The organism is Pantoea sp. QMID4, from assembly GCF_030270445.1.
Lineage (GTDB): Bacteria > Pseudomonadota > Gammaproteobacteria > Enterobacterales > Enterobacteriaceae > Pantoea > Pantoea vagans.
Map to the genome: position 1 here is coordinate 569732 of NZ_BSXL01000001.1, position 14264 is coordinate 583995.

15 protein-coding genes and 1 tRNA gene are annotated in these 14264 nt (G+C 52.7%); 6 read left to right on the forward strand and 10 right to left on the reverse strand.

Features of this window, described 5'->3' with window-relative positions; translation table 11 throughout:
- Window positions 1-76: 76 nt before the first annotated feature.
- The 4 genes from QSK07_RS02485 to QSK07_RS02500 form a co-directional block, all read right to left on the reverse strand.
- Window positions 77-1099, reverse strand: a complete 1023-nt coding sequence (locus tag QSK07_RS02485) for a type II toxin-antitoxin system HipA family toxin (protein ID WP_285720600.1) — start codon at window positions 1097-1099, stop codon at window positions 77-79.
- Window positions 1099-1407, reverse strand: a complete 309-nt coding sequence (locus QSK07_RS02490) for a HipA N-terminal domain-containing protein (protein ID WP_098052891.1) — start codon at window positions 1405-1407, stop codon at window positions 1099-1101. The genes QSK07_RS02485 and QSK07_RS02490 overlap by 1 nt, the downstream gene beginning before the upstream one ends.
- Window positions 1392-1754, reverse strand: coding sequence for an XRE family transcriptional regulator (locus tag QSK07_RS02495; RefSeq protein WP_285720351.1), 363 nt, complete (start codon window positions 1752-1754; stop codon window positions 1392-1394). Before QSK07_RS02495 ends, QSK07_RS02490 begins: the two co-directional genes overlap by 16 nt.
- Window positions 1755-2102: 348 nt before the next feature.
- A tRNA-Asn gene (locus tag QSK07_RS02500) sits at window positions 2103-2178 on the reverse strand.
- Between the two features lie 333 nt (window positions 2179-2511).
- On the opposite strand from QSK07_RS02500, the gene QSK07_RS02505 reads away from it, so the two are divergent.
- On the forward strand, window positions 2512-3633 hold the full coding sequence (locus QSK07_RS02505) for a Gfo/Idh/MocA family protein (RefSeq protein ID WP_285720352.1): 1122 nt from the start codon (window positions 2512-2514) through the stop codon (window positions 3631-3633).
- A gap of 94 nt (window positions 3634-3727) precedes the next feature.
- On the opposite strand, the gene QSK07_RS02510 is transcribed toward QSK07_RS02505, so the two are convergent.
- The 3 genes from QSK07_RS02510 to QSK07_RS02520 form a co-directional block, all read right to left on the reverse strand.
- Window positions 3728-4558, reverse strand: coding sequence for a glycosyltransferase family 8 protein (locus QSK07_RS02510; protein WP_285720353.1), 831 nt, complete (start codon window positions 4556-4558; stop codon window positions 3728-3730).
- A gap of 12 nt (window positions 4559-4570) precedes the next feature.
- A complete protein-coding gene (locus QSK07_RS02515; RefSeq protein WP_285720354.1) occupies window positions 4571-5953 on the reverse strand; it encodes a D-arabinono-1,4-lactone oxidase in 1383 nt (460 codons plus the stop codon).
- An 83-nt stretch (window positions 5954-6036) separates the two neighbouring features.
- Window positions 6037-6669, reverse strand: coding sequence for a TetR/AcrR family transcriptional regulator (locus tag QSK07_RS02520; protein WP_285720355.1), 633 nt, complete (start codon window positions 6667-6669; stop codon window positions 6037-6039).
- Window positions 6670-6808: 139 nt separating this feature from the next.
- Between QSK07_RS02520 and QSK07_RS02525 the strand changes: the two genes are divergently transcribed.
- Entirely contained in the window at window positions 6809-7348 is a 540-nt protein-coding gene (locus QSK07_RS02525; RefSeq protein WP_285720356.1) for a DUF2058 domain-containing protein, read from the forward strand.
- Between the two features lie 16 nt (window positions 7349-7364).
- On the opposite strand, the gene QSK07_RS02530 is transcribed toward QSK07_RS02525, so the two are convergent.
- Complete coding sequence (locus tag QSK07_RS02530) at window positions 7365-8063, reverse strand: RluA family pseudouridine synthase (RefSeq protein WP_285720357.1); 699 nt, start codon at window positions 8061-8063, stop codon at window positions 7365-7367.
- A 72-nt stretch (window positions 8064-8135) separates the two neighbouring features.
- On the reverse strand, window positions 8136-8270 hold the full coding sequence (locus QSK07_RS02535) for a hypothetical protein (RefSeq protein ID WP_275220753.1): 135 nt from the start codon (window positions 8268-8270) through the stop codon (window positions 8136-8138).
- A gap of 199 nt (window positions 8271-8469) precedes the next feature.
- Here QSK07_RS02535 and QSK07_RS02540 point away from each other — a divergent pair, with 199 nt between their 5' ends.
- On the forward strand, window positions 8470-8730 hold the full coding sequence (locus QSK07_RS02540; RefSeq protein ID WP_285720358.1) for a hypothetical protein: 261 nt from the start codon (window positions 8470-8472) through the stop codon (window positions 8728-8730).
- Between the two features lie 343 nt (window positions 8731-9073).
- Here the strand turns inward: QSK07_RS02540 and QSK07_RS02545 are convergent, their stop codons facing one another.
- Window positions 9074-10996, reverse strand: a complete 1923-nt coding sequence (locus QSK07_RS02545; protein ID WP_285720359.1) for a methyl-accepting chemotaxis protein — start codon at window positions 10994-10996, stop codon at window positions 9074-9076.
- A gap of 676 nt (window positions 10997-11672) precedes the next feature.
- On the opposite strand from QSK07_RS02545, the gene QSK07_RS02550 reads away from it, so the two are divergent.
- The 3 genes from QSK07_RS02550 to QSK07_RS02560 are packed head-to-tail and all read left to right on the forward strand — an operon-like array spanning window position 11673 to window position 14243.
- The gene (locus tag QSK07_RS02550; protein ID WP_285720360.1) at window positions 11673-12569 is read left to right on the forward strand and encodes an ABC transporter substrate-binding protein; all 897 of its coding nucleotides are present in this window, start codon (window positions 11673-11675) and stop codon (window positions 12567-12569) included.
- Window positions 12566-13489, forward strand: a complete 924-nt coding sequence (locus tag QSK07_RS02555; RefSeq protein WP_098052907.1) for an amino acid ABC transporter permease — start codon at window positions 12566-12568, stop codon at window positions 13487-13489. Before QSK07_RS02550 ends, QSK07_RS02555 begins: the two co-directional genes overlap by 4 nt.
- On the forward strand, window positions 13482-14243 hold the full coding sequence (locus QSK07_RS02560) for an amino acid ABC transporter ATP-binding protein (RefSeq protein ID WP_285720361.1): 762 nt from the start codon (window positions 13482-13484) through the stop codon (window positions 14241-14243). Before QSK07_RS02555 ends, QSK07_RS02560 begins: the two co-directional genes overlap by 8 nt.
- Window positions 14244-14264 lie beyond the last annotated feature (21 nt).

Genomic DNA, 14264 nt, shown 5'->3' on the forward strand with positions numbered 1-14264 from the left:
AAGCCCGCTGTTTTAGCGGGCTTTTTTATGGCTAATAAGCAGGGATATGCTGCTGATTGGCGGTTCTGCATCTCTTCTAAATTTCGGTCACGGCCAGTAATGTCATTCTTCGGGCAACATAATCAAGTACGGCTTTCCGCTGTGACTCAGGCATATGACTTTCAATATAGGTGTCTATAACAAGCTGATGATGACTCACCACTTCGGAAAGCCATTTTCGTGCCAGAGCGGGCTTAATATCCATACCTTCTGCAAGCAGAATAAAGTCTGCGCCCAGATATTCTCCGTAATCTGAATTCATACCCGGCGCGTTTCCTGCGTCATTTTCTTCCTGTTCCAGCAGGGGCAAAGCTAAATACTCTCCAAACGCTGCGGGGTAGGGCACTACGCTGATAAAGTCATAAACCGGGGCGAGAAAGGGTGTACTCGTTTCAGGATGAATGATCCCGATATTGCGCAGATGAAAATCATTGTTGCCCAGCACATACGCATAAACGATGCGCAAAAAGAGATCGCGCTTACTCCTTAAACTTTTGCTCACTCTGGCGTTCAGAAATTTAGCGGCTTTCTCGTAACTGATGGCTTTATTATTATTAATCCTGCCATATTTATCGCTGAGATTCATCGCGCCATCTAACTGTTCCTGATGTAATCGCGCGTGATCTGAACCCAGGCGGTCATATCTTTTGATGACAAACGCCAGTTCATCTCGCCGGTTTTCATCATGTCTGAATGGGATAAGCCCGAACGGGGGAACGTTAAATTTCAGACGCTGCATAACGCACATCGTGGCATGCTCATTCTCTGCAAGATGCGGATACTCTTCCGGAGAGGGTTTTAGAATATAGGTGCCGTTATTGCTGACGACCACCAGCTCTCCTTTTTCCAGACGAAGCGACAGTTTAGGCTGATAGCCTGAAATGCTCATCCCTTTCTGACGTTCGGGGAGTTCCTGAATAAACTGACTGCGCGTGAAAGGAAGGCTAAGGGCCACGTCACGGCTACCCAGCAGATGCTTTATGCCTTTTGATGAGTAGCCGGTTTTTGATTCCGATTCTTTAAGCCGGTTCAGCGTGATCAGACAGCGTTCTGGATTCATCATGTTATCTCTCTGAAGACGACGGCCCCAAGCATATCGTTACCATTTTTCATCAGTAAACCGAACAGATCGTTATCATCAATTTTTTGAATTTCAGAATAGCGTTTTCGCAGCCAGCCCTCCGGCGCTAAACCTTTAAAGAAAGGATGCAGCTCTTCACTTAAATAGGGCTCTGGTCTTACCGGCATGCTGAAAGATATTGCACCGCCGGTATAGGCAGGCAGGTAGCAGAACGCATAACCACTTTGCTCTTCACTCAACGTTCCTGCGAGTTTGTTATAAAGCCACACTTCTATTTTTCGAGCCATACTTTTACACCCAGTTCTTTAAGCAAGGTATAGAGGTTGATTGCCTTAGCAGAGGATGGCTTAGCGATCAGTCGTTTAAATGTTGAGAGTGATACACCAATCTGAATCGCCATCTCTTCATAGGTGATATTTTGTCGTTTAAGTTCACTGACCAGCAGATGTGGCAGCGTCTGGAACGTCAAATCACTCAACTCCGATCGGGTGCCCGGTGGGTATGCTTTTATTGTCACTTCTTTGGATTCTGTACTGAAAGCAATCTCCGCCAGTATCTCTTGCCGATCTGACTCAGAAAGGCTTATCAGCGAAGATTTAATCTCATTAAGGTTCATTTTTGAACTTTTCTGCATTTTCAGCACGCTTCTGATACAACATAATGCGAATATAATCTGGAAAAGGTCAATTTTGAACTGTTTGTTGCTATAACTCTGAAGTTTCTTTAGCTGCAGACAAATTACGCCGTTAAAAGGTCATTTATGACCCTTTAAGCGAAGGTTGCAGGTTTTGAAGAAAGCAATGAGAAACTAAGTGTCAGAAATGAACCTTTGAGGCCTGGCTGTTTTGCTTGTTACAAGTGTCAGGTAACGACAAAAAGATCGATGAAGCAGGAGGAAAACGAATGTGCAGGCCGCAGAAATTTTATCAAATAAATGAATAGCAAAAAGCCCGCTCAGTTTCCTGAGCAGGCTTCCCGAATTTGGCTCCTCTGACTGGACTCGAACCAGTGACATACGGATTAACAGTCCGCCGTTCTACCGACTGAACTACAGAGGAATCGTTTGAACGGGGCGCATAGTAACGGCCACGCCGGATCATGTCAAAGCTCTTTTTCACAAATCTGCGCGACTGCTGAAATAGTCACCACAATAGCAATTCGGACCATGAATGAAGGGTCATCTCAGCGGCTTCCTGCGTTAAAAAGAGGCATGTCAGACTGAGGTGTTTATGAGGTGTTCTGACGCGGCAAAGCCCTTGTCAGACCGCAGTACGCATGATTTAACCGGATAGTTTTTTACAGGCGTCACAAAGTCTCGATTCTGACTTTGTCAGCAGACAAAACGAAACGTAGATTCCATTTTGACCCTGAACTGAATATCCGGAGTTGAAATGAACAAAGTCAGAATCGGCATGATTGGCAGCGGCTATATCGGGCGCTGCCACGCGATAGCCTATGCCCAGGCCCCCACTGTATTCGCGCTGAAAGGCGAAATCGTGCGGGAGATGCTGGCCGAAGTAAATCCTGAGCTGGCGGCACGTCAGGCGGCGACCTTTGGTTTTGCGCGCTCCACCAGCGACTGGCGCGCGCTGGTCAGCGATCCGGCGATTGATGTGGTAGACATCTGCGCACCCAACTTCCTGCACAAAGAAATGGCGCTGGAGGCGATACGCCACGGCAAGCACGTCTATTCAGAAAAGCCGCTGTCGTTAAGCGTGGCGGATGCGCAGGAGATGGTGGCGGCGGCCGAAGCGGCAGGGGTGAAAACCCTGGTTGGCTTCAACTATATGAAAAACCCGACCAGCCAGCTGGCAAAAGAGATTATTGCCAGAGGCGAGATTGGCGACGTGGTGCATTTTTACGGCACTCATAACGAGGATTACCTCGCCAGACCGGAAACGCCGCTCGACTGGCACTGCCAGAAAGCGCTGGCAGGCCTTGGCGCGCTGGGCGATCTGGCAGCGCACATCGTCAATATGGCCCACTATCTGGTCGGCGATATTGCTGAGGTGAGTGGCGATATGATGACGGTGATCACCTCACGGCCTGATCCAAAAGAACCTGTGCGGCAGTTACCGGTTGAAAACGAAGATCAGGCCAGCGCGCTGCTGCGCTTCCGTAATGGCGCACACGGTGTGATTGAAACCTCACGCATTGCCTGTGGCGCAAAAATGGGCCTGACCTATGTTGTCACCGGCACCAAAGGCACGCTGCGTTACACCCAGGAGCGCATGGCGGAACTGGAGCTTTATCTGCATGACGAACCTGCCGGGCGACAGGGATTTAAAACCATCCTGACCGGACCGGCCCATCCTGACTACGCGAATTTCTGCGTTTCAGCCGGACATGGCATCGGCTTCAACGATCAAAAAACGGTGGAGATCCGCGACCTGATTAACGGCATCGCAGCCGGCGATCGCATGTGGCCCGATTTTGCCGAGGGACTGCAGGTGCAGAAGGTGCTGGAAGCGATTGCACACTCCGCTGAGCAGCGCCGCTGGTTCGAGGTGTAAGACAGAATCTGAGGAAGAGAGGATCTGGCGAAGTGGCGGGCTACAGGGTTGAGTGAACAGGCGGGAAGGGCGGGAGTGTCCCGCCCGTATCCAGTCAGATCAGACCGCTTTTTTCCCACCACAGCTTATCCAGCGCATAGAAGCGATCGCGCTCACTTTCGGACTGGCTGAGATCGCGATTCCACGGTTTCGCCAGAATATAATGCAGATTCTTCACCTCATCACCCTGCCACAGACCGCTATGCTGGAACGGCAGGGTTTTTAACGCATTGTAGATATAAGAAAGCGGCTTCCAGCGTTCGGCAAACACTTCATTCAGCAGATCCTGCTCGGAGAAGGGATAGGCGCTGAGATCATCAATCGCCGCAATGCGCTTCTCCAGCATATCGAACACCACATTGTCAGGCTTCAGTACCAGAAAACCGCCGTTCAGGTAGAGGTCGACGCTCTCCGGAGCCTGCTCACCGCGTGCCTGCCAGGTATAGTGACACTGCTCTGGCTGCCACTCCGGCGGATAAGAAGCGATCTGGTTAGGATTACAGCGGCAGGCGTGACAGGCCGCCAGCGGATTATCGCCCAGATCCAGGGTAAACAGCTCATCCATGTTCTGAAGGACCAGCATATCGGCATCCAGAAACACCACGCGCTCATAATCGGTAAGCTGCCAGGCACGCAGCTTGGTCCAGACCTCGCCAAACTGCGCCGAGGCGTAATGCTGAGCCAGATCGGCGCGCGGATAGAGTGGGTCGACCGGTTTAATTACACAGCCTTCATCCTGCAAAATCTGACAGTCAGCATCAGAAATAGCTGGCGTAGTCATCACCACCAGCGGCCACTGAGTATGGCTCTCCTGCAGCGAACGGTGCAGCGCTTTGACGCCCACCATATAGTCGGGTTGTGTTAACAGTGTTACCCAGGCAAACATAGCTTTCCTCAATCAGTCAAAAAGTGGCGTGATGTAGTCGTTTCCCAACCGGCCCTGCGGGTCGAGCTGGTGGCGCAGGGCGCGGAAGGCATCCCACTGCGGATAGATCTCACGCCAGTTGTAGCGTTCTTCGTCGTAATACTTACCCCAGTGCGGGCGTCCGCCCTCTTCGGCCAGCAGTTTTTCCACTTCTGTCAGGAAGTGCAGCCCTTCCTGTGACAGCGAGCCATCGTCGGCGTAATAGACCACAAAGCCGAAGAAGCAGGTTGGCTGGCCAGCGGCCGGACTCAGCCAGGCTGAGGACGCGCCGGTGCAGCGCAGGATAATCGGGTAGTGCATATGTGGACGGTTCTCTGCATACCACTGCTTAATCCGGCGGATGATGGCCGGGGTTTTTGCCAGCGGCACGCCGATTTCCACATTAATTTGTGGCACCGCAATGCCGCGGCAGAAGAGCTGGTAAATGTCACCGGTAACATCGGTGAAGTCGCGAAAGCGGGTGACGGTACGAAACTGCTTGCCGCCTTTGCCCTGAATCTGCGTGTCGCGGTGCATGTGCGCCAGCGTCTGGTCGATGGTGTCATTGAGACTGTCGTCGGCTTCACCCTCATGTTCCACCACCTGACGCCCCTGCGCTTCGTAACACTGACGCTCCTCGTCACTCGCCTCATGGGCATTCCAGACGTGCATCAGGTTGTCATCAACAAACCACCAGGCTTTGCTCAGCGGATAGTCATTGTTCCAGCGCAGCAGATCCTCTTCCAGCGTATCGGCTGAGACAGCATTTTTATGGCAGGTGAAGATCTTAAACGGCTGGGTGCGCAGGGTGACGGCGGTGACAATGCCCAGCGCACCTAAAGAGACCTGCGCCGCCGGAAAGTCAGCGTCGCCGCGGACAAACTCACGCACGTTGCCGTCAGCCAGCACCATGCGTATCGCCAGCGCTTCATCGGCAATCGAACTCTGCTGCAAACCCTGACCGTGCGTGCCGGTCGCCATCGCACCCGCCAGCGTCTGAATCGCAATCACGCCTGGCGATGAGGCCAGCATGCGATTAATGTCGGTCAGACTGCGATAAACCTGCTCAAGCGGGGTCGCGCCACCAAAGGTTACGCTCTGCTCATCACTGGCTATCAGACCGTGCAGGGCGCTGAGATCCAGCAACAGATCGTCTTCAGCGACATGTAGCATCCGGCCAGGTGACAGCTTGCTGCCGATTACCCGGATCCTGCCGCGTGACTCGCGGATTAGTTTCTGCAGTTCCGCTTCACTGGCGGGACGCTGAACCTGCTGACGGCTGCCGATTTGCGCGTTCTGCGCCCAGTTCCACAGCGCATCATCATCGGGTTCAATATGGGTCTGGCGAAGCGGATAGAGGCGTGCGTCTCTGCTCACAACAGCATTCCTTTTATGGCGTTTTCATGACGAATGTTTACTAAGCGTAGACCATGAGTAAGCGGAGCCCGGATTGCGGGCATTTATTTGCGGATGTAGCGTAACGTTGCGGTAACAGCGAGCTGACGATTGCGGCGGATACTCTCGGTTTCATTGTTGTCAGGACTGAACAGGGCATTGAAGGTGTAGCGGTTTGAGACGTGATGAACGCAGATACTGCTGATCAGGCGATGAACATCGATGGTTTGCACATCGCCAGTAAATATCCCCTGTTGCTGACCGCGCGCCAGAATGTCATCCAGCAGATCCAGTGCGCTGCGGTTCAGCGCTTTAATCTGCGGCGACTGGGTGATGTAGCGACCGCGCAGCAGGTTTTCACTGCAGACCAGCCGGATAAAATCGGGATGCTCGACGTGATAGTCAAAACTGGCTTCTACCAGTCGTGTCATGGCCAGTTCCGGCTCCATCGACGCCAGGTTCAGGCCGGTTTCATGCTGACGTATCTGCTGATAAACCTGCTCAAGCACGGCAATATAAAGCTGCTCTTTACTGCCAAAGTGATAGACCACCATGCGTTTCGTGGTTTGTGCATGCTCAGCAATCTGCTCCAGCCTGGCACCCTGCATACCAAATTCAGCGAAGGTTTTCAGTGCGCCTGCGATGATGCGTTTTTTCAGCCCTTCAGGGTCATTTTTACGTTTTGTTAGCGCTGACATGGTGCTCAATAAGGTGATGTTGACCGGGGAATGTTAGCACAGTGTTGAGGCGTAACCCGTAATCGCGGCGTCAGCCTGGCACAGCGCGAAAGATTACAGGTATAATCCCGGACAAATTTTCACAGGTTCAGAGACGACAATGACAAAACTCACCTTGCAAGAGCAGATGCTGAAAGCGGGCTTAGTATCCAGCAAAAAAATGGATAAGGTTCAGCGTACCGCGAAAAAATCCCGGGTTCAGGCGCGCGAAGCCAGAGCAGCGGTAGAAGATAATAAAAAAGCGCAGCTTGAGCGGGATAAGCAGCTGAATGAGCAGCAGAAGCTGGCTGTGCTGTCGAAAGAGTATAAAGCGCAGGTTAAGCAGCTGATCGAAATGAACAAAATCGAGGTGGCGCGAGGCGACATCAGCTTCAACTTCACCGACAACAACCTGATTAAAAAAATCATGGTGGATAAGCTGACACAGACTCAGCTGATCAATGGCCGTCTCGCTATTGCCCGCCTGACTGCTGACAAAAGTGGCGAGAGCCAGTACGCCATCATCCCGGCCAGCGTGGCGGATAAAATTGCCCAGCGTGATGCCAGTGCCATCGTTTTAAACAGTGCCCTGAGCGAAGAAGCACAGGACGAAGATGATCCTTACGCAGACTTCAAAGTGCCGGATGACCTGATGTGGTAACCAGGCGCTGAGGCAGTCAGAAGGGGCTGGCGGCAGAGAGGTGCAGTGTCTCGCCGCTGACAGGATGAACAAACGTTAATCCGCTGGCGTGCAGCATCAGCCTCTCTGCCTGCTCAGCGCCCGGCAGCAATAACCCGCCGTAAAGATCACAGCCCAGAATCGGGTGACCCAGTTGCTGACAGTGAATGCGCAGCTGATGGGTGCGTCCGGTTTCTGGTGTCAGCTCAACCCGCGTAACCGGCAGTTCCTTTTCCTCTTTTCCCTGATAATAACTGCGTTCAGTAACCCGATAGCGTGAGCGTGCGGGCTTGCCCTGAGCGGCGCATATCACCATCCGGGGAAACAGCGCCGGATCTTTGGCTATCGCGGCGTCAATCACACCTTCATCATCGGCAAGGTGTCCGCACAGCAGTGCCAGATAGATTTTGCTCACCGTGCGCTGGCTGAACTGCTGACAAAGTGCGGCATTAATCGCTTTGGTTCGTGCCACCACCATCAGCCCGGAAGTGCCAAAATCGAGCCGATGAACCAGCGTGCAGCCTGGAAAACGTTTTACCAGCCGATGATGTACTGAATCGAGGTTTTGCGGATTCTTGCCTGACAGGCTCAGCAGTCCGCTGGGTTTGTTGATCACCAGCAGATGATCGTCCTGAAACAGGAGAGTGATCTCATCAAAACAGGGTGGGGCGATAAACGTATCGATAATGGCAGACATCGGGCAACCGGCAGCAGAATGGCAGGGGATCATAACCGATTGCCGGTGCACTGACGACGCCGGACTTAACCCTTATTCTTCCGTAACCGTTTCACCACTTTGTGTAGAAAGCGACTGGCTGGCCTGATACGTGCCGAATCCACCATGGGCAGCAAACACCAGGTACACCGTTGCGGCTAACAACGTGAGAAGAACAGAGAGTTTCATAGGTGCATCCGTTGCTGATAAGGCCAGACAGTCTGGCAGGATGGACGGCAGAGACAAACAGAACAATCCGGAAAAAAACATTAAGTGTATTCGATCAGCAGGTTGCGAGATTTTTAGTGATTTATTCGGGCAGGTCTTGCTTTTACGACTACAGTCTCTGGTGAGGTTGTCATCAATTCGTACTAATGGAGGATTTTCTGTGTTAATTCAAAACGACGAGAAAGGCCACGTCATTATTGGCGAAGCGGCACTCAGCCTTGCCCTGGGTGAGAAAGAAATCAGTATCGCATCACTCTTTACTCAGCTGGGCTGTATGGCGAAATCTGAAAGCAACACCGACCGGCTGACGCAAATCTCCGAAGCCAGGCGCTGGCTGAGTAGTTTTAAGTCACCGTCGGTTGCCCAGCAGCAGGTGCCGTACCTGCAGACCCTTGCAGGCCTGAACGAAGAACTGAACTAGCAGTAACTGAACTGACGCCAGTGGACGTAGTCCGGCTCCGGCCGGAAAACGACGAAGCGGATGACCTCATCGGTTATGCGAAAGCGTATACCGGCCGGAGAAACTGTCATGGACGACACTTCCCTGCCACCACGATTTAATACCCATCTTTAAAAGCCTTTCCTGAAGCCACAACCCTGCCGGATCCGAAACAATCATCAGACCCGGGCTAATACACGCCGGCGCCGGCTTTTTTCTGTGATTACTCTGATGCCTTGTTTGGGGCTAATTCATACTTCAGCCAGCCTCATTAAATCAGGCTGGCTGTATCAGCATGACGCTTATAACAAAGCAGCACGGTGTATCAGAAGCTTTCCCAGCTGGACTCTGCTGAGGCTTTAACCGGCATCGCAGCCACTAAACGCGGTGCCAGGGCAGGTGCAGCCCGGCTGGTGCTGCTTTGCCCGGTTGATAAGCGGAATACCGCTACCGTTTTTTCCAGCTCGTCTGCCTGTGCTTCCAGGGAACTGGCTGCGGCAGAAGACTCTTCAACCAGCGCGGCGTTCTGCTGCGTGGTGGTATCCATTTCGGCCATTGCTGTCGCAATCTGGGAAATACCGCGATTCTGCTCGTCGGATGCGGCAGCAATCTCACCCATAATGTCTTTGACCTGACTGACCGAGCGGACAATATCGTCCATGGTGCTTCCGGCGCGTTCCACAAACTCAGAACCATCATGAACCCGATCAAGCGACTCGCGAATCAGCGTTTCAATCTCTTTGGCAGCCAGCGAACTGCGCTGGGCCAGATTTCTGACTTCACCGGCCACCACCGCAAAGCCGCGACCCTGTTCACCGGCGCGTGCTGCTTCAACCGCAGCATTTAATGCCAGAATATTGGTCTGGAAGGCGATGCTGTTGATGACGTGAATGATTTCGCCGATTTTGCCTGAACTCTGGCTGATGTTGTTCATGGTGACGATAACGTCACGGATAATCTCGCCACCGCGTCCGGCATTCACCGACGCATCGGTCGCCAGCTGGCTCGCATGGTGAGCATTTTCCGCATTCTGTTTCACCGTGGATGAGAGCTCTTCCATGCTGGCCGCCGTCTGAACCACGGCAGCAGACTGCTGTTCGGTGCGTGAGGAAAGATCGGTATTACCTGCTGCAATCTCCGCCGAGGCACGCGCCACGCTGCTGACGCCATCGCGCACATTGGTAATGATATTCTGAAGGCTGAGGTTCATCGCATCGACGGCCTGCATCAGCTGGCCCAGCTCATCACCCCGGGTGGTGTTCAGGGAGGTCGTTAAATCACCGCTGGCAATACGCTGCGCTGCATTCAGCGTCTCTTTCAGTGGCAGCGTAATGTTGCGGGTAATCCGCCAGGCAATCAGCAGACTCAGGACGACACAAATCAGCGCCGCAAAGGCGATGCGCCACTCTGCCTGTTTGATAAATTCAGCAGACTGGCGGGACTGAAAGGCAAAGGTATCCGATACGACGGCATTGAGCTTTTCTGCGGTTGTAGTCAGGTCCGCAGATTCACTTTTTTCTTTTGCGGCAGCATCTGCATAGATCGTTAATGCCTGGCGCTGCTGTGCAAGCGTATTGATCACCTGACGTGATACCTCATTAATAGCCGGCTGGGCAAAACTGTCCAGTTGCTCACTCAGGGTAGTGATCGCCGTATATTCTTCAGCGACCGTATCTCTGCTGGCCTCAGACGGTTTATCGAGAAACGATTTTTCAGTATTAGCCGTATCGAATAGCGCTGCAGCGAGGCGCATGACCGGTAGCGCTGCATCGGGTGTCAGTGCCAGATCAAGGGATTTGAGCTGATGTGCAAGCGCAATCAGGATATCCGGTTTTAGGGTCTCAAAGGCAACGGTTGTCGCCTGCGCAGACGTTTCAAATTTCTGACGCTGACTCTGATATTCGCGGATTAACTGCCCCATCAGCATGATTTTCTGCTGCCCTGTTTCATCCCATTCAAAACCATCGAGCCGTTTATAAAGGGCATCTAACTCCTTCAGGGCCTGAACGTTCTGCGTGGCAAAAACAGGATCTTTGGTGTGCTGGTAAAGCGTGCGATTCAGGCGGGCCTTGCTTAACGTATTCACTATCTCCACTGTAATGGTGCGCCGGGCGGAGTTGTCTTTTATACGGCTAAAACAGTCAAAAGCGATAAAGGTTATGGCGAGTGAGACAGCAATGACGACGACAAAACCGACGCCTAGTTTTTTCCCGATTTTAATACTGGAGATGCGCTGAGCAAGGCTCATAAGATTCACCTTTAATGGGGTTCAGAAGCAGGCAAAAGAAATTACACAATTCAGTCCTGCTCTTTTTATCGTCAGCGCACGATAATTCTTTACCATTGTTTATCATTTCCAGGTTGAGGTTATTAATCATCTCTCTATTGTTTTATAAGGTAATTATCGGAAGGTTAACTTTTGCAATTTCATCTAAATTAATGATTACTAAAATAAATAAAAAATTATACCTTACGAAAGAAATTTATTTACTCGATGATGGAATAAATTGATCTTGATCAAGTTAATAATTTATCAGCGTACAGCCTGAGTGGAATATGACCATCTCAATGAGATGCTTATCAATGCAGTGATACTTTGAGTGTTGCTGAGACCGTTAACGAACGGCTGCGGAAATGATTATCCTTTCCTGCCAGTGCCACCCTGCCTGCCCGACTCTCTTACGCTGCAACATCCCGGTTAACGATGAAAAAGCGTCTGGACCTCTTCATTGCCATATTCCGGCTAAATAATCCCGGTTTTAGCATTTGTGATCGCCGTCGGTCTTCATTGAGAATGACAATAAAACGTTACGAGGATGATAAAGCACTGAAGCCCGCTTCTTCTCTGGCTTCCGATGCTGATAACAGAGCACGATAACTTTTCCCTCTGGGGGGAACATTTAATTATCAGGAGAAAGGTTCCAGTGAAATATCTAAAAGGAATGACCCTTTTTGCACTCGCGCTGAGTGCACACGCCACTTTTGCAGCCGAACCCTCTGTGCCTGCTGAAAGCAGCTTACATGTCAAAGCCGACCCGGCGCTGAAAAGCCTGATACCTGCGGATATCCTTAAGCGTGGCTATATTGTGGCGGGTACTAACCCGAACACGCCGCCCACCACCTTTTATAAAGAAGACAACAAAACGCTGGCGGGTCGTGAAATCGACATTATGAATGCGGTCGGCGAGCGTCTGGGCATCGCCGTTCAATGGCGCGATACCGGCGGCTTCGACAATATTATTCCTGGCCTGAAGACCGGACGTTACGACGTGGCGCTGTCAAACATCAATGCCACGCCGACCCGCCTGAAACAGATCGACTTTGTCGGTTACTATAACGCCAGCCTGCTGGGCATTATTTCCCGCAAAGACGCTGATATCACCCCCTTCAAATCACTCAGCGATGTGTGTGGCAAAGAGGTGGGCGCCGGCTCCGGTACGACTCAGGTGACGCGGCTGGAAGAGGCCAGCAAAGCCTGTGAAGCCGCCGGTAAGCAACCGATCAGGGTAGCGATATTCCCGGATCGTCCGGCGGGCGTGCAGGCCGTGGTCAGCGGTCGCGTTCCTTTGTTCCTCGGTCCTTATGAAGGACTGCTGTGGCAGACCAAAGTGATCAAACCGCTGACCATGAGCGGTGAAATCACCGTGAATGATGCACCGGTCTCTGTCGCGTTCCCGAAAGACTCGCCGCTGGAGCCAGCCGTACAGGCGGCACTGAATTCGTTAATCAACGATGGCAGCTACCGGAAAATCCTCGATAACTGGGGAATCGGTTTTGGTGCCGTGAACGAAGCCCGACGCAACCAAGAGATCTTTAAATGAGAGAAACTCCGGACCACACTGACGACCTGAAAATCGTTGGTAAACGCTACTACGGACGCTGGCTGAGTGCGCTGGTGGTGCTGTTATGCGTGGTGGCGATGGCGCATTCGATGATTAACAATCCTCGCTTTGAATGGCAGGTGATTGCAGAGAACTTCACTGCGCCCTCCATTCTGCAGGGTGTGTTGATGACGCTGCAGCTCACGGCCATCTCGGTGGTGCTGGGATTCGCTTTTGGCACGGTGCTGGCGCTGATGCGCCTCTCTTCTAACCCGGTGCTGGTGGCGGTGAGCTGGGCTTACACCTGGTTTTTCCGCGGTGTGCCGATGCTGGTGCAGCTGTTTCTCTGGTACAACATCGCTGCGCTCTATCCCCGAATCGCGCTGTCGATTCCGGGATTAGGCGAACTCTGGAGCGCGCAGTCCAATGCGCTGGTGAGTCCGTTTAGCGCGGCGGTGATCGCGCTGGTGATGCATCAGTCTGCCTATGCCGCAGAAATTGTGCGTGCTGGTATCCAGAGTGTGGGCAATGGACAGATTGAAGCGGCTCGCGCCCTGGGATATCGCCCGGCGCAGATTTTCCGTCACACCGTCTTACCACAGGCGATGCGCGCCATTATGCCGCCAGCGGGCAATGAGATTATTGGCCAGCTAAAAACCACCGCAGTGGTGTCGGTGATCTCTCTGCAGGATGTGCTGTTTTCGGCGCAGATTATCTATCAGCGTACCTATGAAGTGATCCCGTTACTGCTGGTCGCAACCTTATGGTATCTGCTGATGACCTCCGTGCTCTCTGTCGGCCAGTACTATGTCGAGCGCTACTTTGGTCGCGGTGTGACGCGGCGAGAAAAGCGCAGCCTCCTGTCATCATTGCCAGGCTTTCCGCTGCCGAAAACGCAAAGGAGCGTGAGCAATGGCTGAAGCAATCGCACTACGCAAAGTCACCAAGCGCTTCTCCGGCGTCACCATTCTTGATGAGGTTAATCTCGATATTCCTGCCGGATCTGTCACGGTGATTCTGGGTCCATCGGGTTCCGGTAAATCCACGCTGCTGCGCTGTATTAATCATCTTGAAAAGCTGGATGGCGGCACAATCCTCATCGGCGGCCAGATGGTGGGATACCGGCAAAAAGGCCAGGCGCTGCACGAACTCAGCAGCAGTGCTATTGCCCGCCAGCGGGCGGAAATTGGCATGGTGTTTCAGCAGTTCAACCTGTTTCCGCACCGCACCGTGCTGCAGAACATTACGGATGCACCGATGCGGGTAAAAAAGCAGAGCCGTCATCAGGCCACGACCAAAGCGCTGGCGCTGCTGAAGCAGGTTGGGCTGTCTGGCCGCGAAGATGAGTGGCCGCAGAACCTCTCTGGTGGTCAGCAGCAGCGGGTGGCCATTGCCCGCGCGCTGGCGATGGATCCCGGCGTCATGCTGTTTGATGAACCGACATCGGCACTTGACCCGGAGCTGGTGGGGGAAGTGCTGCAGGTGATTAAGCAGCTGGCGCACTCCGGTATCACCATGGTGGTGGTCACGCATGAGATTGGCTTTGCCCGCGAGGTTGCCGACAACATCGTTTTCATGGAGAGCGGCAGAATTGTGGCAGCGGGTCCGACGCAGCAGGTCCTCGACGATCCGGACAACGGACGTGTCAGAAACTTTATTGCAACGGTGCTTTAGGCACTATTTTTCTGTAACCAG

Coding starts and splice junctions, on each gene's coding strand:
- QSK07_RS02495 (WP_285720351.1), bottom strand. CDS start 1,754: ATGCAGAAAAGTTCAAAAATGAACCTTAATGAGATTAAATCTTCGCTG.
- QSK07_RS02505 (WP_285720352.1), top strand. CDS start 2,512: ATGAACAAAGTCAGAATCGGCATGATTGGCAGCGGCTATATCGGGCGC.
- QSK07_RS02545 (WP_285720359.1), bottom strand. CDS start 10,996: ATGAGCCTTGCTCAGCGCATCTCCAGTATTAAAATCGGGAAAAAACTA.
- QSK07_RS02530 (WP_285720357.1), bottom strand. CDS start 8,063: ATGTCTGCCATTATCGATACGTTTATCGCCCCACCCTGTTTTGATGAG.
- QSK07_RS02520 (WP_285720355.1), bottom strand. CDS start 6,669: ATGTCAGCGCTAACAAAACGTAAAAATGACCCTGAAGGGCTGAAAAAA.
- QSK07_RS02525 (WP_285720356.1), top strand. CDS start 6,809: ATGACAAAACTCACCTTGCAAGAGCAGATGCTGAAAGCGGGCTTAGTA.
- QSK07_RS02510 (WP_285720353.1), bottom strand. CDS start 4,558: ATGTTTGCCTGGGTAACACTGTTAACACAACCCGACTATATGGTGGGC.
- QSK07_RS02485 (WP_285720600.1), bottom strand. CDS start 1,099: ATGAATCCAGAACGCTGTCTGATCACGCTGAACCGGCTTAAAGAATCG.
- QSK07_RS02535 (WP_275220753.1), bottom strand. CDS start 8,270: ATGAAACTCTCTGTTCTTCTCACGTTGTTAGCCGCAACGGTGTACCTG.
- QSK07_RS02560 (WP_285720361.1), top strand. CDS start 13,482: ATGGCTGAAGCAATCGCACTACGCAAAGTCACCAAGCGCTTCTCCGGC.
- QSK07_RS02555 (WP_098052907.1), top strand. CDS start 12,566: ATGAGAGAAACTCCGGACCACACTGACGACCTGAAAATCGTTGGTAAA.
- QSK07_RS02490 (WP_098052891.1), bottom strand. CDS start 1,407: ATGGCTCGAAAAATAGAAGTGTGGCTTTATAACAAACTCGCAGGAACG.